Origin of the sequence: Citrobacter arsenatis (assembly GCF_004353845.1) — a bacterium.
Taxonomy (GTDB): Bacteria; Pseudomonadota; Gammaproteobacteria; order Enterobacterales; family Enterobacteriaceae; genus Citrobacter; species Citrobacter arsenatis.
Genome location: NZ_CP037864.1, coordinates 1,668,868 through 1,687,922 on the forward strand (window position 1 = coordinate 1,668,868; position 19,055 = coordinate 1,687,922).

Annotated in this window: 15 protein-coding genes; 10 read left to right on the forward strand and 5 right to left on the reverse strand. The window is 53.3% G+C overall.

All coding sequences use genetic code 11. From position 1 onward, the window contains the following. Positions 1 to 1,059: a molybdenum ABC transporter ATP-binding protein ModC gene (modC, locus tag E1B03_RS08985; RefSeq protein WP_103768849.1), complete on the forward strand. Its 1,059-nt coding sequence runs from the start codon at positions 1 to 3 to the stop codon at positions 1,057 to 1,059. Here the strand turns inward: modC and E1B03_RS08990 are convergent, their stop codons facing one another. Further along, complete coding sequence (locus E1B03_RS08990; protein ID WP_103768850.1) at positions 1,060 to 1,878, reverse strand: pyridoxal phosphatase; 819 nt, start codon at positions 1,876 to 1,878, stop codon at positions 1,060 to 1,062. 165 nt (positions 1,879 to 2,043) lie between these two features. Here E1B03_RS08990 and pgl point away from each other — a divergent pair, with 165 nt between their 5' ends. Further along, positions 2,044 to 3,039 (forward strand): 6-phosphogluconolactonase, encoded by a 996-nt coding sequence (pgl, locus tag E1B03_RS08995; protein ID WP_133086072.1) that lies wholly within the window; start codon positions 2,044 to 2,046, stop codon positions 3,037 to 3,039. A 56-nt stretch (positions 3,040 to 3,095) separates the two neighbouring features. Here pgl and E1B03_RS09000 read toward each other — a convergent pair whose 3' ends face one another. Then, positions 3,096 to 4,046, reverse strand: a complete 951-nt coding sequence (locus E1B03_RS09000) for a LysR family transcriptional regulator (RefSeq protein ID WP_103768852.1) — start codon at positions 4,044 to 4,046, stop codon at positions 3,096 to 3,098. 178 nt (positions 4,047 to 4,224) lie between these two features. On the opposite strand from E1B03_RS09000, the gene E1B03_RS09005 reads away from it, so the two are divergent. The 3 genes from E1B03_RS09005 to E1B03_RS09015 all read left to right on the forward strand — a co-directional run bounded on the left by E1B03_RS09005 (position 4,225) and on the right by E1B03_RS09015 (position 9,124). Beyond that, entirely contained in the window at positions 4,225 to 5,277 is a 1,053-nt protein-coding gene (locus E1B03_RS09005) for a 4-oxalomesaconate tautomerase (protein WP_103768853.1), read from the forward strand. Between the two features lie 82 nt (positions 5,278 to 5,359). Next, positions 5,360 to 6,793: an anion permease gene (locus E1B03_RS09010; protein WP_103768854.1), complete on the forward strand. Its 1,434-nt coding sequence runs from the start codon at positions 5,360 to 5,362 to the stop codon at positions 6,791 to 6,793. A gap of 69 nt (positions 6,794 to 6,862) precedes the next feature. Further along, on the forward strand, positions 6,863 to 9,124 hold the full coding sequence (locus tag E1B03_RS09015; protein WP_133086073.1) for a hydratase: 2,262 nt from the start codon (positions 6,863 to 6,865) through the stop codon (positions 9,122 to 9,124). Positions 9,125 to 9,178: 54 nt separating this feature from the next. On the opposite strand, the gene E1B03_RS09020 is transcribed toward E1B03_RS09015, so the two are convergent. Next, the gene (locus E1B03_RS09020) at positions 9,179 to 10,462 is read right to left on the reverse strand and encodes a putative acyl-CoA thioester hydrolase (RefSeq protein WP_133086074.1); all 1,284 of its coding nucleotides are present in this window, start codon (positions 10,460 to 10,462) and stop codon (positions 9,179 to 9,181) included. Positions 10,463 to 10,686: 224 nt separating this feature from the next. Here E1B03_RS09020 and hutI point away from each other — a divergent pair, with 224 nt between their 5' ends. The 5 genes from hutI to hutH all read left to right on the forward strand — a co-directional run bounded on the left by hutI (position 10,687) and on the right by hutH (position 17,075). Then, on the forward strand, positions 10,687 to 11,910 hold the full coding sequence (gene hutI, locus E1B03_RS09025) for an imidazolonepropionase (RefSeq protein WP_133086075.1): 1,224 nt from the start codon (positions 10,687 to 10,689) through the stop codon (positions 11,908 to 11,910). Next, positions 11,907 to 12,848, forward strand: coding sequence for a formimidoylglutamase (gene hutG / locus E1B03_RS09030; protein WP_103768857.1), 942 nt, complete (start codon positions 11,907 to 11,909; stop codon positions 12,846 to 12,848). The genes hutI and hutG overlap by 4 nt, the downstream gene beginning before the upstream one ends. 87 nt (positions 12,849 to 12,935) lie before the next feature. Further along, on the forward strand, positions 12,936 to 13,655 hold the full coding sequence (locus E1B03_RS09035) for a histidine utilization repressor (protein ID WP_103768858.1): 720 nt from the start codon (positions 12,936 to 12,938) through the stop codon (positions 13,653 to 13,655). 212 nt (positions 13,656 to 13,867) lie between these two features. Continuing rightward, positions 13,868 to 15,553, forward strand: a complete 1,686-nt coding sequence (gene hutU, locus E1B03_RS09040) for a urocanate hydratase (protein WP_133086076.1) — start codon at positions 13,868 to 13,870, stop codon at positions 15,551 to 15,553. A gap of 1 nt (position 15,554) precedes the next feature. Beyond that, on the forward strand, positions 15,555 to 17,075 hold the full coding sequence (gene hutH / locus E1B03_RS09045; RefSeq protein WP_103768859.1) for a histidine ammonia-lyase: 1,521 nt from the start codon (positions 15,555 to 15,557) through the stop codon (positions 17,073 to 17,075). Between the two features lie 95 nt (positions 17,076 to 17,170). Here the strand turns inward: hutH and E1B03_RS09050 are convergent, their stop codons facing one another. Then, the gene (locus E1B03_RS09050) at positions 17,171 to 17,647 is read right to left on the reverse strand and encodes a kinase inhibitor (protein ID WP_133086077.1); all 477 of its coding nucleotides are present in this window, start codon (positions 17,645 to 17,647) and stop codon (positions 17,171 to 17,173) included. Between the two features lie 57 nt (positions 17,648 to 17,704). Beyond that, positions 17,705 to 18,994: an adenosylmethionine--8-amino-7-oxononanoate transaminase gene (gene bioA / locus E1B03_RS09055; RefSeq protein WP_103768861.1), complete on the reverse strand. Its 1,290-nt coding sequence runs from the start codon at positions 18,992 to 18,994 to the stop codon at positions 17,705 to 17,707. Between the last annotated feature and the right edge of the window lie 61 nt (positions 18,995 to 19,055).

Consider the following 19,055-nt stretch of genomic DNA (forward strand, 5'->3'; position numbering starts at 1 on the left):
ATGCTGGAACTTAATTTCTCCCAGACGCTGGGAACGCATTGCCTGACGCTCAATGAAACGCTGCCAGCCAGTGGGATCACCGCTATTTTTGGTGTTTCCGGCGCGGGCAAAACCTCGCTGATTAACGCCATCAGCGGTCTGACGCAGCCGCAGTCCGGGCGCATCGTGCTTAATGGCCGGGTCCTAAACGACGTCGAGAACGGTATCTGTTTAACGCCTGAAAAACGCCGGGTGGGCTATGTTTTCCAGGATGCGCGCCTGTTCCCGCATTATAAAGTGCGCGGTAATCTGCGTTACGGAATGGCGAAAAGCATGGCCGGACAGTTTGACAAGCTGGTGGCGCTGTTGGGCATTGAGCCGCTGCTTGATCGTCTGCCCGGCGGTCTTTCTGGTGGTGAAAAGCAGCGCGTCGCCATTGGGCGGGCGCTGCTTACCGCGCCAGAACTGTTGCTGCTGGATGAGCCGCTAGCCTCGCTGGATATTCCGCGTAAGCGCGAACTGCTGCCTTACCTGCAACGGCTGGCGCGTGAAATTAATATTCCGATGCTGTACGTCAGCCACTCGCTTGATGAAATCTTGCACCTGGCGGACAAAGTGATGGTGCTGGAAAACGGGCAGGTCAAAGCGTTTGGTTCGCTGGAAGATGTCTGGGGCAGCAGCGTAATGCACCCCTGGCTGCCCAAAGAACAGCAAAGCAGTATTCTGAAAGTCAGCGTGCTGGAACATCATCCCCACTACGCGATGACCGCGCTGGCGCTCGGCGATCAGCATTTGTGGGTCAATAAGCTGGATCAACCGCTGCAAACCGCGCTGCGTATTCGTATACAGGCATCTGATGTTTCGCTGGTGCTGCAACCGCCGCAGCAGACCAGTATTCGTAACGTTCTTCGGGCGAAAGTCGCACAGTGCTATGACGATAACGGTCAGGTGGAAGTGCAGCTTGAGGTGGGCGGCAGGACGCTGTGGGCGAGGATCAGCCCGTGGGCCAGGGATGAATTGGGTATCAAACCTGGCCTGTGGCTGTACGCGCAAATTAAGAGCGTGTCGATTACCGCCTGATTACAGCAGGTGCGAGTAGATAAATTTCGCGATGCTGTCGGTGGTGTTATCGCCAATCACGATGTTGGCGCGGGCTTTGACCGCGTCATCCGCATTGCCCATTGCGACACCAGTCCCTGCGGCTTCCAGCATGCTGATATCGTTGAAGTTATCACCAAAGGCAATCACGTTTTCCATTGACCCGCCCTGTGCTTCAATCCACTGGGTCAGGCGTCGTCCTTTGCTGTTGCCTTTACGGGCAATGTCGACCTGATCGTGCCAGGACCATTCACACTCCAGCCCCAGCTGTTGCTCGACGTGCCGACCAAACTGCTGCAATTTCGGAATATCTTCGTCGGTCAGGGCAAATTTCCAGACGGCGTTAACGTCATGCGCGGCCTGAGCCAGTGAAGGCACCTGGGTGAAGGTTGGGCGCTGTTCCGGCGGCAGAGTTTGCGCCCAGTTAGCGGTACGTACTACATGTCCGGTCGGACGCTCATACAGCATGGCCTCATCCACATACATTAGCCCGTGGATCTGATGTTCATCCAGCATTTCGATCAGCTGTAATGCCTGGTCTACCGGAAGGGGATCGGATTCCAGCACCTTTTTTGCCTGATAATCATACAAGTAGGTGCCGTTGCAGCAAATTGCAGGTGTATCCAGCGCCAGTGCCTGATAAAAAGGATGAATAGCGACGTGATGGCGACCTGTGACAATGATAAGTTGGTAGCCTGCGTCTCTGGCGCGCGACAGCGCTTCAAGAGAGGATGGCAGCAAGGTTTTTTTCGGGGTCAACAGGGTACCGTCTAAATCCAGGGCAATCACGCGTGCGGTCATAGTTTTTTCCAGATTAAGGTTGAGAATTTTGTCTGCTGGAATGGTACACCGAGACGGGAGCCGGACAAAATTCTGAGCCTTAATTAAGCATTCACCGTTAAAAGCGTCTACCTTAGGCGTGTGTCAGGCAAATGCAGCCAACTGCCAAAAAGCAAAGGAGTATTCATGAAGCAAACCGTTTATACCGCCAGCCCTGAAAGTCAGCAAATCCACGTCTGGAGCCTGAATCACGATGGCTCTTTGACGCTGACGCAGGTGGTTGATGTGCCGGGTCAGGTACAACCGATGGTCGTCAGCCCGGATAAGCGCTACCTCTATGTTGGCGTGCGCCCGGAGTTTCGTGTGTTGGCTTACCGTATTGCGCCTGATGACGGTGCGCTGACCTTCACGGCGGAGTCTGCGCTGCCGGGTAGCCCGACGCATATTTCTACCGATCATCAGGGGCGTTTTGTGTTTGTCGGCTCTTATAACGCCGGCAGCGTGAGCGTTACGCGCCTGGAAGATGGCCTACCAGTAGAACTGGTTGACGTGGTTGAAGGTCTGGACGGATGCCATTCGGCGAATATTTCGCCGGATAACCGTATTCTGTGGGTTCCGGCATTGAAACAGGATCGTATCTGCCTGTTTGACGTAAGTGATGATGGTCATCTGGTCGCGAAAGAACCGGCTGAAGTTAACACCGTTGAAGGTGCCGGCCCGCGTCATATGGCGTTTCATCCGAATAAGCAATATGCGTATTGTGTGAATGAGCTGAACAGCTCCGTTGACGTCTGGGAACTGAAAGATCCGTACGGCAAGATCGAGTGCGTGCAGACGCTGGATATGATGCCAGCTGATTTCGCTGATACCCGTTGGGCGGCGGATATTCACATCACACCGGATGGGCGTCATCTGTATGCCTGCGATCGCACCGCCAGCCTGATTACTATCTTTAGCGTGTCTGAAGATGGCAGCGTGCTGACTAAAGAAAGTTTCCAGCCTACCGAAACTCAGCCGCGCGGTTTTAATATCGACAACAGCGGTAAATATCTGATTGCCGCCGGGCAAAAATCGCACCATATCGCGGTGTATGAGATTGCAGGCGAACAAGGTCTGCTGACGGAGAAAGGTCGCTACGCGGTAGGACAAGGCCCGATGTGGGTGGTGGTTAACGCACACTAAAACGCGCAGGCGTGACAAACGATCCGCAATCTGGTGAAGATTGCGGATTTATTTGTTCATTTAATGAGCGATAGATTTTCATGGCGTTCAGCAACGGATGTCCAAAGACTGTCTTTGTCCTCTGCCCATAAATTAAGCAGAAGAGAGAAAAAACGTTCAGCAGGAGGTGAGAGAGTCGCGTCTTTGCGCCGAATAATCCCCAGCGTGCGTCTAATGACAGGCTCAACCAGTGGGATCCCTATCAGCGTTGGATGCGGCGTTTGCGGCATTGCCAACCCTGGTAACGCGGAAACGCCCAGCCCGGCTTCCACCAGGCCCAGAGAGGTGGACAGATGACGAACCTCGTAAAACCAGTTCAATTTCCACGGTTTATCGGCCAAATGTTGCTCAATCAACAATCGGTTACCGCTTGAGGATCGAACGCCTATCAATTTGTAATTCAGCAATTCCTGCCACTCCACCAACTGTTTATTCGCGAGCGGATGATCGCGCCGACAGGCCAGAACAAACGGTTCATTAACCAGTGGGGTGAACTCGATAGAGGAATTTGTGATGTTGTTCATATTTATTCCAAAATCAGCCTCGTTGCAAAGTACGGATTCCATACAATTATTCGTACCTTGCTCAATTATTCGCACTTTGATATTGGGATACTGCTCATTAAATTTTCCTATTGCCAACGGCAAAAAATAGAAAACAGCGGTAGGAATGCAGGATAATGTCACTATGCCATGATGGTGAACATTCATATCACTAATATTAAAAATTGTTTCATCTAAGGCTCTGATTAATTCTTTAGCCTCAGGTAATAACATTTTTCCTGCTTTTGTTAATGTAACTTTGCGAGTTGTTCTTTCAAAGAGTTGAGTGTGTAAATACTCTTCCATTTTCTTAATTCTGCGCGTTAATGCAGGTTGCGTAATATTAAGTAATTTGGCGGCATTGTTAAAAGAATCGGACTCTGCCAGCGTGACAAACGCCTTTATGCTCGATAACTCGTGTTTCATTCTGACTCCGGAGTAAATCGGGGAAGCCCCTGTCTAAGATGAAAGCGTCCAGTGTATCTGTAATTCTTAAATTGTAATTAATAAAAATAAATCACTAATAACGAAAATGAAGTCATTAGTCACCCTATTCATGACATGCAACCATGTACCTAGTGGAAATAAAATAGAGAGCATTGTCATGAAAAAAATACCTTGCGTTATGATGCGTGGAGGAACCTCCAGAGGCGCATTTTTATTAGCTCAAGACCTACCTGAAGAAGAAAAGCTGCGTGATGAAGTATTGGTCGGAATTATGGGTTCCGGCAATGCACTGGAAATAGACGGCATTGGCGGTGGCAATCCGTTAACCAGCAAAGTCGCGATTATTAGCCGTTCAAACGATCCGCAAGCGGATATCGATTATTTATTTGCCCAGGTATTGGTGCATGAGCAACGGGTCGATACTACGCCAAACTGTGGCAATATGCTTTCCGCCGTTGGCGCATTTGCTATTGAAAAGGGATTAATTACTGCCACAACGCCGACCACTCGCGTACGTATTCGCAATGTCAACACCAACACGTTTATCGACGCTGATATACAGACGCCGCACGGTGTTGTTGAATATGAAGGAACCGCAAGAATTGATGGTGTACCGGGAACATCCGCGCCTATTGCACTGACGTTTCTCAATGCCGCAGGTTCTAAAACCGGGCATATCTTCCCGACAGGTCAGCAGATCGATTATATCGACTCCGTTCCGGTGACCTGCATGGATATGGCGACGCCTGTCGTGATTATTCCTGCTGAATACCTGGGGAAAACGGGCTATGAATCAGCGGAGGATTTAGATGCAGACAGCGCATTAATGTCGCGCATTGAATCTATTCGTTTACAGGCCGGTGACGCTATGGGCCTGGGTGATGTCAGTAATAAGGTTATCCCAAAACCTATTCTCATCTCGGCACCACAATACGGTGGCGAAATTAATGTTCGTTATTTTATGCCGCACTCTTGCCATAAGGCACTGGCGATTACCGGGGCGATAGCTATTGCCAGCAGTTGTGCCATTAGCGGTACCGTTACGCGCCAGGTAACGGCAGGTGCCCATTACGGGAATATCAATATTGAACATCCTGGCGGCGCTCTTGATATTCATTTAACCAATGAAGGGGATGAGCCTGAAACCATCAGAGCGTCGGTTATTCGTACCGCCAGAAAAATATTTGCTGGTGACGTTTATCTTCCCTGACAGCGTTGACCTCATTTTGCTGTGATTACGGAAAATCGGAAAACATTCTGTAGTTTATGTACAGATTACCCAGGACTCAAAAATGAACGTTAAATCATTATGGAAGCTGGTATTAATATTAGCGATCCCGTGTATTATCGGTTTTATTCCAGCCCCGGCGGGATTAAGTGAACTGGCATGGGTACTTTTTGGTATTTATCTTGCTGCGATCGTCGGGTTGGTAATAAAACCGTTCCCCGAACCCGTAGTGTTAGTGATTGCCGTTGCCGCCTCAATGGTGGTTGTCGGCAATTTAGGCAGCGGCGTACTTAAAACCAGCAGCGTGCTGAGCGGTTATGCTTCCGGCACGACATGGCTGGTTTTCTCCGCGTTTACCTTAAGTGCTGCATTTGTGACGACGGGACTGGGCAAACGCATTGCCTATATTCTGATCGGTAAAATAGGTAACACGACGCTTGGCCTCGGTTACGTGACCGTGTTTCTTGACCTGGTATTAGCCCCGGCAACACCGTCAAATACGGCGCGAGCGGGAGGAATCGTTTTACCCATCATCAATAGTGTGGCGGTGGCGCTGGGTTCCGAACCAGACAAAAGCCCACGCCGCGTCGGTCACTACCTGATGATGTCGGTCTATATGGTCACTAAAACAACCAGCTATATGTTTTTTACCGCGATGGCAGGAAACATTCTGGCGTTGAAAATGATCAATGATATCTGCCACTTGCAGCTAAGCTGGGGCGGATGGGCGCTTGCCGCAGGCCTGCCTGGACTGGTCATGCTGCTGCTGACACCGCTCGTTATCTATTTTATGTATCCACCTGAAATTAAAAAGGTTGATAATAAAACTATCGCAAAAGCCGGGCTTCAGGACTTAGGGCCAATGAAAGGGCGTGAAAAAATGCTGCTGGGCATTTTCGTCCTCGCGTTATTGGGATGGATCTTCAGTAAAAGCCTTGGCATTGATGAATCAACGGTGGCGATTGTCGTCATGGGTACGATGCTCTTATTTGGCGTAGTCACCTGGGATGATGTCGTTAAAAATAAGGGCGGATGGAATACCTTAATCTGGTACGGCGGTATTATCGGTTTAAGTTCGCTATTGTCGAAAGTGAAATTCTTCGACTGGTTAGCCGAACTGTTCAAAAACAATCTCGACTTTGGTAATCATGGCAATGTGGCGTTCTTCGTTATTTTGTTCCTAAGCATTATCGTTCGTTACTTCTTTGCTTCCGGCAGTGCGTATATTGTGGCAATGATGCCGGTGTTTGCCATGTTGGCGAATGTGTCCGGGGCACCACTGATGTTAACTGCACTGGCGTTACTCTTCTCTAACTCGTATGGCGGAATGGTCACCCATTATGGCGGTGCCGCAGGTCCGGTTATTTTTGGTGTTGGCTATAACGATATTAAATCGTGGTGGCTGGTGGGCGCCATGCTGACCTTACTGACATTTATTGTCCATATCACTCTCGGCGTGTGGTGGTGGAGCATGTTGATTAACTGGAACATGCTGTAAATCATAAATCAGGTTTAACACTATTAATTGACTGTGCGCTGATGTAAGCACAGGACTACGGAGTATCAAATGATTAAGTTGTATGAAAAAGGAATTTACCTCTCCGATAATAATGAAATTATAGCTGAGGAGTCTTTGCCTGGGCATATCTGCAAAGAGGACGCGAAAAAAGGAACTATCGCGTGGTCGATTCTCGCCGCGCATAATACGTCCGGTGATATGAATAAGCTTAAAATTAAGTTTGATTCATTAGCCTCACACGATATTACCTTTGTCGGTATTATTCAGACCGCTAAAGCATCAGGTATGGAGCGGTTCCCGCTGCCGTACGTTCTGACTAACTGCCATAACTCATTATGCGCGGTAGGGGGAACCATTAACGGTGACGATCATATGTTTGGCCTGTCTGCGGCGCAGCGTTATGGCGGGATTTTTGTGCCGCCACATATTGCTGTTATCCATCAATATATGCGCGAAATGATGGCGGGTGGCGGCAAAATGATCCTTGGCTCAGACAGCCATACTCGCTACGGCGCACTGGGCACGATGGCTGTGGGAGAAGGGGGCGGTGAGCTGGTCAAGCAGCTGTTAAACGATACCTGGGATATTGATTACCCAGGCGTTGTTGCCGTTTATCTCACCGGCAAGCCTGTCGCGGGCGTTGGTCCACAGGATGTGGCTTTGGCGATCATTGGTGCGGTGTTTAAAAATGGTTATGTCAAAAATAAGGTCATGGAGTTTGTTGGACCAGGCATTCGCCATCTTTCAACGGATTTTCGCAACAGCGTTGATGTGATGACCACCGAAACCACCTGTTTGAGCTCCGTCTGGCAAACGGATGACGAAACTCGCAGTTGGCTGGCATTACACGGTCGCGAACAAGACTATTGCCAGCTCAACCCGCAGCCGATGGCCTGGTATGACGGTTGTATTTATGTCGATCTGAGTGCGATTAAACCGATGATTGCGCTGCCATTCCACCCAAGTAATGTCTATGAGATTGATACTCTAAATGAAAATCTGACGGATATTCTCCGGGAGGTTGAAGTTGAATCTGCACGTATCGCCCAGGGTAAGGCCAGCCTCTCGTTGTTAGATAAAGTAGAAAATGGTCGCTTAAAAGTACAGCAGGGGATCATTGCCGGATGCTCGGGGGGCAACTATGAAAACGTGATTGCTGCGGCGCAGGCATTACGAGGTCAATCCTGCGGTAATGATGCGTTCTCGCTGGCTGTTTACCCCTCGTCGCAGCCGGTGTTTATGGATTTAGCGCAAAAAGGTGTCGTTACAGATTTGCTGGGAGCCGGGGCCGTCATCAGAACCGCGTTCTGCGGTCCATGCTTTGGGGCGGGCGATACGCCAATCAATAATGGTCTTAGCATCCGCCATACCACGCGTAATTTCCCCAACCGTGAAGGCTCGAAACCGGGCAACGGGCAAATGTCCGCCGTTGCGCTGATGGATGCGCGCTCGATCGCGGCTACCGCAGCCAACGGGGGATTCCTCACTGCCGCGACGGATCTGGATTGCTGGGATACGGTGCCAGACTATGCGTTTAACCCTGCGCCTTATAAGAGCCGCGTATACCAAGGGTTCGTGAAAGGGGCCACGCAGCAGCCGCTCATTTACGGCCCGAATATTAAAGACTGGCCGGAACTGGGCGCATTAACGGAAAATATTCTGCTGAAAGTGGCCTCGAAGATCCTTGATTACGTGACAACAACGGATGAGCTTATCCCGTCCGGAGAAACCTCTTCGTATCGTTCTAATCCTTTAGGACTGGCGGAATTTACGCTTTCACGACGCGATCCTGGGTATGTGGCAAGAAGTAAAGCGACATCGGAACTGGAAAAACGGCGCGTGGCGGGTGATGTCAGCGCGCTGGCGTCTGTTTTTGAACGCATTCAACAGATTGCCGGTCAGGAAAATATGCAACCACTGGATACTGAGATTGGTAGCATGATTTACGCAGTCAAACCCGGTGATGGTTCAGCGCGCGAGCAGGCGGCGAGCTGTCAACGAGTGATTGGCGGGCTGGCGAATATCGCCCAGGAATATGCGACTAAGCGCTACCGTTCCAATGTGATCAACTGGGGCATGCTACCGCTGCAAATGGCAGAGAAACCTACTTTTGACGTTGGGGACTACATCTACATTCCTGGTATTCGCCGCGCGCTGGATGAGTGCAGTAAAGACATCAAAGCCTACGTGCTTCACGATGAGGGGACAGTGAGTGAAATCAGTGTGTATATGGAAAGTCTGACCGGGGAAGAACGTGAAATTATTAAGGCAGGGAGTTTGATTAACTTTAATAAGTCACGTTTGGTATAACGTCATAAAAAAGGTCGCCAGTTTCAAGCTGGCGACCTTTTTGTTTTTCAGTCATTACTGCTTCGGTTCTGCTACCACTTTGCTACCGATACCGCGGTTGTTGTATTCCCACATGCGGTTGAAGTTGGTGTCGTTCAGGTTACGCTGGATTTCACCTTTATCATCTTCCGCACCGGTATTACCGGCAAACGGGCGTTTAGAGATAACGCTGTCAGCCCATGGTTTTGCCATGTTAAAGCCTTCGTTAATCACGCTGTCACGAATAACGACCTGACCGTTAGTGTTGGAATCGACATCCAGCGAGCGGCCTAACTGTGCCACGCCATCGCCACTTGCCGTGAAGCGGCTATTAATCGCCAGGAAACCGTAGTAGATGTTTGACAGAGTAGCCGGTGCGAACACATAGGCTTCCTGCTGGGTACGGGAGTTCACTACGCGGAAATCGGTGTTATCGAACACCACGGCACCGCGGCCGGAAACAATATCCACATCGCCTTCAATGTAGCTGTTGGTAACCAGCGTACGCGGCTGACGATCGTTTTCCAGACGGTTTTGTACGCCGCTGTTGGTCACGAAGAAGGTATTCTGGCGGCCCAGGATGTTAACCTTATTGATCTGCACTTTATCGCCATCGGTACGTAGCGCAACGGCCGGGTGGTTACCCGCATCAACGCTGTCGCCCAGGTTGTTTTCGATGGTCAGGTTTTGCAGCTGCAGACCATTATTTTGCGACCAGACGACGGCAGAACACATCACGCCAATATTTGTGCCGCGTTTGTTCTGGCAATTATCAAACATATACCACGCAGGTTTACCCGGCATATATTTACCGCCCGGGTTCACCGTGCGACGCCAGTCTGCGGTGCTCATGTCACCGTCAATGGCCTGGCCAATTTTTACATCCAGCGGTTTTTCGCCCATACCGTACAGCGTCAGGCTACCCGTTGCTGCCGGGATGTATACCGTACCCTGATACTCACCGGGCATAATCGCGATGTACTGACGTTTGTTAGTACGTTTGATGATTGCCGCATCAACCGCAGCCTGAATACTGGTATGGGTGACGCCCTGAGTGCCTGCCGGGCCAACGACAAAGTCAGGCTGCGCAGGCAGAGTAATAGCAGAAGGGCTCCACGGCGCGGTGTTTGGCGTCAGCGCGGAAAAATAGTGCGCAGCAACGAAGTTGTTTGCTTCATTGGCCGACAAGATCGGGCGCGAAGAGGTGCCTGGCGCGGTCTGATCTGAAGGAATTTGATCGGGCGGCGTAGAGCTACAGGCGGTCAGCGTCACGCCAAAAGCCATAGCCAGCGCCAGACGGGAAACTGATGATATGTTCACAGGTTGCTCCGGGCTTTGAAAGTTATCCATTGAAGCCTGCTTTTTTATACTAAGTTGAGCGAAACGGGAAGGTTAAAAGGTAAAAAGTTGTTTTTTATCGCCGCAATGCCCGACGCGGAGAGTCCTTATATCACAAATACATAACAATTACGGTTCTTCAGGTTGACAACATCCCTATAATCAAAAATAAATGTCTATACAACCTATGACAAGTGGTGAGTCGAATGCAGAAATTCTTCCCTGATGATGTTATCTGGCGCAATGTTCGTCTGGCGACGATGGATCCTGAGCGAGGCACCCCGTATGGGTTGGTGGATGGTCATGCGCTGATCGTCCGCCAGGGTAAGATTCGCGATATCGTCCCGGAGTCATCATTATATCTGACCCATGACAATACCTTTGACATGCAGGGCAGACTGATTACGCCTGGCCTGATTGACTGCCATACGCATCTGGTTTTTGGCGGTAACCGCGCAGGTGAATGGGAGCAACGGTTAAACGGTGTCTCTTACCAGCAGATAAACGCCGAGGGCGGGGGAATTAATGCCACCGTGTCGGCGACCCGCAGCGCCACGGATGAACAACTTTTGCATCTGGCCCGTCAGCGGATGGAACAGTTGATCAAAGAAGGCGTTACGCTGCTGGAAATAAAATCGGGTTACGGCCTGGATTTGCAGACAGAAGAGAAAATATTGCGCGTGGCGGCAGCGCTGGCGGCAGAAAATATCGTGGAAATCAGCCCGACGCTGTTGGCTGCGCATGCGACTCCTGCGGAATACCGGGATGATCCTGACGGCTATATTACGCTGGTATGCGAAACTATTTTGCCGCAGCTGTGGGAGCAAGGGCTTTTCGAGACCGTCGATCTGTTCTGTGAAAGCGTGGGTTTTTCGTTGGCGCAGAGTGAGCGCGTGTTTCAGGCTGCGCAGGCGCTGGGCATCCCGATTAAAGGTCATGTCGAACAATTGTCATTGCTTGGAGGCGCACAATTGGTAAGCCGCTACCACGGGCTATCCGCCGATCATATTGAATACCTCGATGAAGCGGGCGTGGCGGCGATGAGCCAAAGCGGTACGGTCGGTGTGCTGCTGCCCGGCGCATTCTATTTCCTCAAAGAGCAGCAGCGCCCACCGGTAGCGTTGCTGCGTCAATATCAGGTACCGATGGCGGTAGCGACAGATTTTAACCCCGGTACCAGTCCGTTTATCAGCCTGCACTGGGCGATGAATATGGCCTGCGTTCAGTTTGGCCTAACGCCGGAAGAAGCATGGGCGGGCGTAACCCGTCATGCGGCGCGGGCACTGGGGCGTCATGCCACCCATGGTCAATTGAAGGCCGGGTTTGTGGCCGATTTTGTGGTGTGGGATGCAACCCTCCCGGTCGAGATCTTGTATGAACCCGGACGCAACCCGCTCTACCAACGCGTATTCAAAGGACAAATAGCATGACTAACTGGCAACCAGCTTCACCTGCGCTGTGGCAGGGACGCGATGACCGCGCCGAATCGCCGAATGCGCTGCGCCTGTTTCAGACTATCACCCTGAGCCCGACGTTTAGCCCGGAAATGTATCGCGAGCAGATAGCGCTGCTCGGGTTTGCCTGCGACGAAGGCGTTAAACGTAACCAGGGGCGGACGGGAGCCGCCGGAGCGCCCGATGTACTGCGCAAGGCGCTGGCAAATTTAGCCAGCCATGATGGGCATCATCGGCTGGTGGATCTGGGAAATATTGTGGCGCAAGCCCCAGATCTCGAAGGCGCGCAGCAGGCGCTACGCAATGCGGTGCAGCGCTGTCAGCAGGAGAGCATGCGTACTTTCGTTCTGGGTGGTGGACACGAAACCGCCTTTGCACATGGCGCAGGTGTGCTGGATGCGTTCCCGCAGGCGAAAGTGGGGATAGTCAACTTCGATGCGCATCTCGATTTGCGCCATGCGGAGCAGGCCACATCCGGGACACCGTTTCGCCAACTGGCCCAACTGTGCGATGAACAGCAGCGTGAATTTCACTATGCCTGTATCGGCGTCAGTCGCGCGGCAAACACCCAGGCGCTATGGGATGAGGCCCAGCGGCTCGGTGTGACCGTAGTGGAGGATCTGCATTGTGATACGGCGCAGGCACAGTTAGCGCAGTTTGCCGCCAACCTGGATGTCATCTATCTGACTATCGACCTCGACGTGTTGCCAGTGTGGGAAATGCCCGGCGTGTCGGCCCCCGCCGCGCTTGGGGTACCGTTGGCGACGCTGTTGAGACTGATTGAGCCTCTGTGCCGTAGCGGTAAACTACAGGCGGTGGATATGGTTGAATTTAATCCACGCTTTGACGATGATGGCAGGGCGGCGCGGGTTGCGGCGCGATTAGGCTGGCAAATCGCACATTGGTGGCACTGACATACCTGATGGCGTTGCGCTTATCAGGTTCGGGTAATGTCTGTAAACTGTACCCACTCACATTCTCTGCTTAAGGAAGGCTCACGCATGCTCCCATCTCGTTCTGCTCCGGCTCCTTTTTACGAAAAGGTCAAACAGGAGATCAGCGAAAAAATTGCCAGCGGTATATGGCAACCTCACGATCGCATTCCGTCTGAGGCAGAGCTGGTGGCGCAGTATGGTTTCAGCCGCATGACCATCAACCGGGCGCTGCGAGAGTTAACGGATGAAGGTTTACTGGTGCGTTTGCAGGGCGTGGGGACGTTTGTCGCCGAGCCAAAAGGTCAGTCCGCGCTATTTGAAATTCGTAGCATCGCGGATGAAATCAACGCCCGTCAGCATCAGCACCGGTGCGAAGTGCTGACGCTGGAAAGAACCCAGGCCAACGCGCAGCAGGCTTTGGTGCTAAACGTCAAAGAAGGCACCTCTATTTTTCACTCTGTGATGGTGCACTACGAGAACGACTTGCCGGTACAGATTGAGGATCGCTGCGTGAATGCCGAAATTGTGCCTGAGTATCTGGCGCAGGATTACAGTCAGACAACGCCGCACGCTTACCTGTCGCTGATAGCCCCTTTAACGGAAGGTGAACATATTGTTGAAGCGGTACGTGCCAGCGCCGACGAGTGCGCACTGCTGAACATCAAAGAACACGATCCCTGTCTGTTGATCCGCCGTAAAACCTGGTCTGCGTCATCTATTGTCTCTCATGCCCGTTTGCTGTTCCCGGGTTCCCGCTATCGTCTGCAAGGGCGCTTCATGTCCTGAAAATCGTGATTGCTGCCGCAGTATGGCAAAAATGTAGCTCAGTTGTTAATTACGATCTTGCGTTTAATTGTATAGACAAGTATATACTTCCAGCTAATGTGACCGTTAATCGTAGGCCTGATAAGACGCGTTAGCGTCGCCATCAGGCGCTGTGCCGGATGGCGGCGTACACGCCTGATCCGGCCTACATTCAGCCTGAGGAGTTTTCTGTCATGTCTCATAGCAAATATCGTCAGCAGGATATTCGTGCCCCACGCGGCACCACCTTAACGGCCAAAAGCTGGCTGACCGAAGCGCCGCTGCGCATGTTAATGAACAATCTCGATCCCGATGTCGCGGAAAATCCGCATGAGCTGGTGGTCTACGGTGGGATTGGTCGCGCCGCACGGGACTGGGAATGCTATGACGCCATCGTCAACGCGCTAACCAAACTGGAGACTGATGAGACCCTGCTGGTCCAGTCCGGTAAACCAGTAGGCGTATTCAAAACTCACGACAATGCACCGCGCGTGCTGATTGCCAACTCCAATCTGGTGCCACATTGGGCAACCTGGGAACACTTCAACGAACTGGATGCCAAAGGGCTGGCGATGTACGGCCAGATGACCGCCGGGAGCTGGATCTACATTGGTAGCCAGGGCATTGTGCAGGGGACTTATGAAACCTTCGTTGAGGCTGGACGTCAGCATTATCAGGGTAACCTGAGCGGGCGCTGGGTACTAACTGCCGGGTTGGGCGGTATGGGCGGGGCACAACCGTTAGCCGCTACGCTGGCGGGTGCGTGTTCGTTGAACATTGAATGCCAGCAAAGCCGCATTGATTTCCGTCTGCGTACCCGCTACGTGGACGAGCAGGCAACATCGCTTGACGACGCGCTGGCGCGTATCGACAAGTACACCCGTGAGGGCAAAGCGGTCTCTATTGCCCTGTGCGCTAACGCCGCCGACGTTGTACCGGAACTGGTGAAGCGCGGTGTGCGCCCGGATATGGTCACCGATCAGACCAGCGCCCACGATCCGCTGCATGGTTATCTGCCGTCCGGCTGGAGTTGGGAAGAGTATCAGGAGAAAGCGGTGTCCGATCCCCAGGGCACGGTCCAGGCGGCGAAACGTTCAATGGCAACGCACGTCGAGGCGATGTTGGCGTTTAGCAAAATGGGCGTGCCAACGTTTGATTACGGCAACAACATTCGCCAGATGGCCAAAGAGATGGGCGTGGAAAACGCATTTGATTTCCCCGGCTTTGTCCCTGCTTATATTCGCCCCCTGTTCTGTCGCGGCATTGGCCCGTTCCGTTGGGTGGCGCTTTCCGGCGATCCGCAGGATATTTATAAAACCGATGCCAAAGTGAAAGAGATCGTGGCTGACGATAAGCATCTGCACCACTGGCTGGATATGGCGCGTGAGCGAATTAACTTCCAGGGCTTACCGGCGCGTATCTGCTGGGTTGGCCTGGAGTGGCGTCAGAAACTGGGGCTGGCGTTTAACGAAATGGTGCGCAGTGGCGAAGTGTCCGCGCCAATTGTTATTGGCCGTGACCATCTGGACTCCGGCTCTGTTGCCAGCCCGAACCGCGAAACCGAAGCCATGCGCGACGGGTCAGACGCCGTATCCGACTGGCCGTTGTTGAACGCGCTGCTTAACACCGCCAGCGGCGCGACCTGGGTGTCGCTGCATCACGGCGGTGGGGTCGGCATGGGCTTCTCCCAGCATGCCGGGATGGTGATTGTTTGCGATGGCACCGATGAAGCTGCCGCGCGCATCGCCCGGGTATTACATAACGATCCGGCGACCGGGGTGATGCGTCACGCTGACGCCGGGTATGACATTGCGGTGGAATGCGCCGTCGAGGAAGGGCTGAATTTGCCGATGGTTGCTGCGACGCAGGAGAAACGCTGATATGAACACCATGACATTAACGCCGGGCCACCTGAGTTTTGCACAACTACGCGATATCTGGCAGCAGCCGGTCAAACTGAGCCTGGATGCCGGGGCGATTGATGCAATCAATGCCAGCGTCGCCTGCGTCAATAATATTGTCGCTGAAGGCCGTACGGCATATGGCATTAATACCGGTTTTGGGCTGCTGGCCCAGACCCGCATCGCCACGGAAGACTTGCAGAATTTGCAGCATTCGCTGGTGCTCTCCCATGCGGCAGGCGTTGGCGAGGCGCTGGACGACGCTATGGTGCGTCTGATTATGGTGCTGAAAATCAACAGCCTGGCGCGTGGTTTTTCCGGCATTCGTTTAAGCGTGATCGAAGCACTGATTGCGCTGGTCAATGCCGAGGTGTATCCGCTGATCCCGGCGAAAGGGTCGGTGGGCGCTTCAGGCGATTTGGCCCCGCTGGCGCATATGTCTTTGACGCTACTGGGCGAAGGTAAAGCGCGCTGGCAGGGGGAATGGCTCCCGGCGACTGAGGCGCTGAAAAAAGCCGGGCTGGAGCCGATAACGCTGGAGGCGAAAGAAGGGCTGGCGCTGCTCAACGGGACCCAGGCTTCTACCGCCTTTGCCCTGCGCGGGTTAATTGAAGCTCAGGAGCTGTTCGCCTCCGCGACGGTGTGCGGGGCGCTGACCACCGAAGCAGTTCTGGGTTCTCGTCGTCCGTTTGATGCCCGTATTCATGCCGCGCGCGGGCAGCGCGGGCAGATTGATGCCGCTACGCTGTACCGCCATGTGTTAACCGATACCAGTGCGCTTTCCCAGTCGCATCATAACTGTGAAAAAGTGCAGGATCCGTATTCTCTGCGCTGTCAGCCGCAGGTAATGGGGGCGTGCCTGACGCAAATGCGCCAGGTATTGGATGTCCTGCTGGTGGAAGCCAATGCGGTTTCCGATAACCCGTTGGTGTTTGCCGAAGAGGGCGATGTGATTTCCGGCGGCAACTTCCATGCTGAACCGGTGGCGATGGCGGCAGATAACCTGGCACTGGCGTTTGCGGAAATCGGCTCGCTGTCAGAGCGGCGCATTGCGCTGATGATGGACAAACATATGTCGCAGTTGCCGCCGTTCCTGGTGAAAAACGGTGGGGTTAACTCCGGCTTTATGATCGCTCAGGTGACGGCCGCCGCGCTGGCGAGCGAAAACAAAGCGCTGGCGCATCCGCACAGCGTGGACAGCTTACCGACCTCCGCCAACCAGGAAGATCACGTTTCTATGGCACCAGCCGCGGGTCGCAGATTGTGGGAGATGGCGGCGAATACGCGCGGCGTGATTGCCGTGGAGTGGCTGGCGGCGTGTCAGGGGATTGATCTGCGTGAAGGGTTAACCTCAAGTCCGCTGCTGGAGCAGGCGCGCCAGGCTCTGCGTGAGCAGGTTGCCCACTATACGCAGGATCGCTATTTCGCCCCGGATATTGAGTGCGCAACCGAACTGTTAGCGCAAGGAACGTTGCTGAAATTGCTGCCTGAATTTCTGTAGAAAACTGCCTGATGGCGACGCTGACGCATCTTATCAGGCCAACGGTCTTCTTTGTAGGCCGGATGAGGCGAAACCGACATCCGGCACAACATAGCTTAGCTAAACATTGCCGTAATCGAGGCGCTGGCAAGCGAGTGGAAGTGAACGTTAAATCCAACCATCGCACCGCTGGCGTCCTCATCGACATCAATACGCTCCACATCCAACGCATGAACCGTAAAGATATAACGATGGCTTTCCCCCTTCGGCGGCGCTGCGCCACCATAACCGGCTTTACCAAAATCTGTACGGGTCTGAATCACGCCATCCGGTAGCGCAACCAGCCCGGAGCCGAAGCCTTGCGTAAGTACGCGGGTATCAGCCGGCAGATTTACTACCACCCAATGCCACCAACCGGAGCCGGTTGGCGCATCAGGATCAAAGCAGGTCACGACAAAGCTTTTAGTCCCTGCGGGCACGTCATCCCACGCCAGATGCGGGGAGATATTATCCCCGTCATACCCCATGCCGTTAAAGACGTGGCGATGCCCAAGCTTATCGCCATCGCGCAGATCGTTGCTGATTAGTTTCATGCTGACTCCTCTCGTTAGCCAAAAAGTGTAGCCAGAAACCGAAGAGGTTACCGCTGATTAATCGCTAAAAAATGTTGCACTGCGCACAGCCTCATTCACGGCCTGGGTCAGACGACGCAACTGTTCAGGCTTGATGATGTACGGCGGCATCAGATAAATGAGCTTACCAAACGGACGTACCCAGACGCCCTGTTCGACAAAGAACTTCTGTAACGCCGCCATATTCACCGGATGCGTGGTTTCGATGACGCCGATGGCGCCGAGTACGCGTACGTCCGCTACCCAACTGGATTCCGCCGCCGGGGCAAGTTCTGCCCGTAGTTGCGCTTCAATGGCCGCGACCTGCGAGCGCCACTCGCCGGTTTCGAGTAACGACAGGCTGGCGGAGGCGACGGCGCAGGCCAGCGGGTTGCCCATAAAGGTCGGGCCGTGCATGAAGCATCCGGCTTCACCATTGCTGATGGTCTCTGCGACCTGACGCGTGGTCAGGGTTGCTGAAAGGGTCATTGTCCCGCCGGTTAACGCCTTACCCAGGCACAAAATGTCTGGCGTGATGTCGGCGTGCTCGCAGGCAAACAGCTTACCCGTACGGCCAAATCCGGTGGCTATCTCATCGGCAATCAGCAGAATACCTTCCCGGTCACACATCTTACGGATGCGTTTTAACCATTCGGGATGATACATGCGCATACCGCCAGCGCCCTGTACGATTGGCTCAAGGATCACCGCCGCAATCTCGTGGCGATGCGCGGCCATCAGGCGGGCAAAAGGCACCATATCCAGTTCGTCCCACTCGCCGCCCATGCGGCTTTGCGGGGCGGGCGCAAACAGGTTCTCTGGCAGATAGCCCTTCCACAGACTGTGCATCGAGTTGTCGGGATCGCAGACCGACATCGCGCCAAAGGTATCGCCGTGATAGCCGTTACGAAACGTCAGGAACCGCTGACGGGATTCGCCTTTAGCCTGCCAGTATTGCAGCGCCATTTTCATCGCGACTTCTACGGCGACCGAACCTGAATCCGCGAGAAAAACACACTCCAGCGCCTGTGGTGTCATCGCCACCAACTGGCGGCACAGCGCAATAGCCGGGGCATGAGTAATGCCGCCAAACATCACATGCGACATGGCATCAATCTGCGTTTTCATCGCGGCGTTCAGCTGTGGGTGATTGTAGCCGTGGATCGCCGCCCACCAGGATGACATACCGTCAATCAGCCTCTCACCACTGGCTAAGATCAGTTCGCAACCTTCGGCACGCGCCACCGGATAAACCGGTAACGGGGAGGTCATGGAGGTGTAAGGGTGCCAGATATGGCGTTGGTCAAACGCAAGATCGTCCGTTGTCATAATCGACTTGTAAACCAAATTAAAAAGATTTAGGTTTACTAGTCTACACCAAACTAACAAC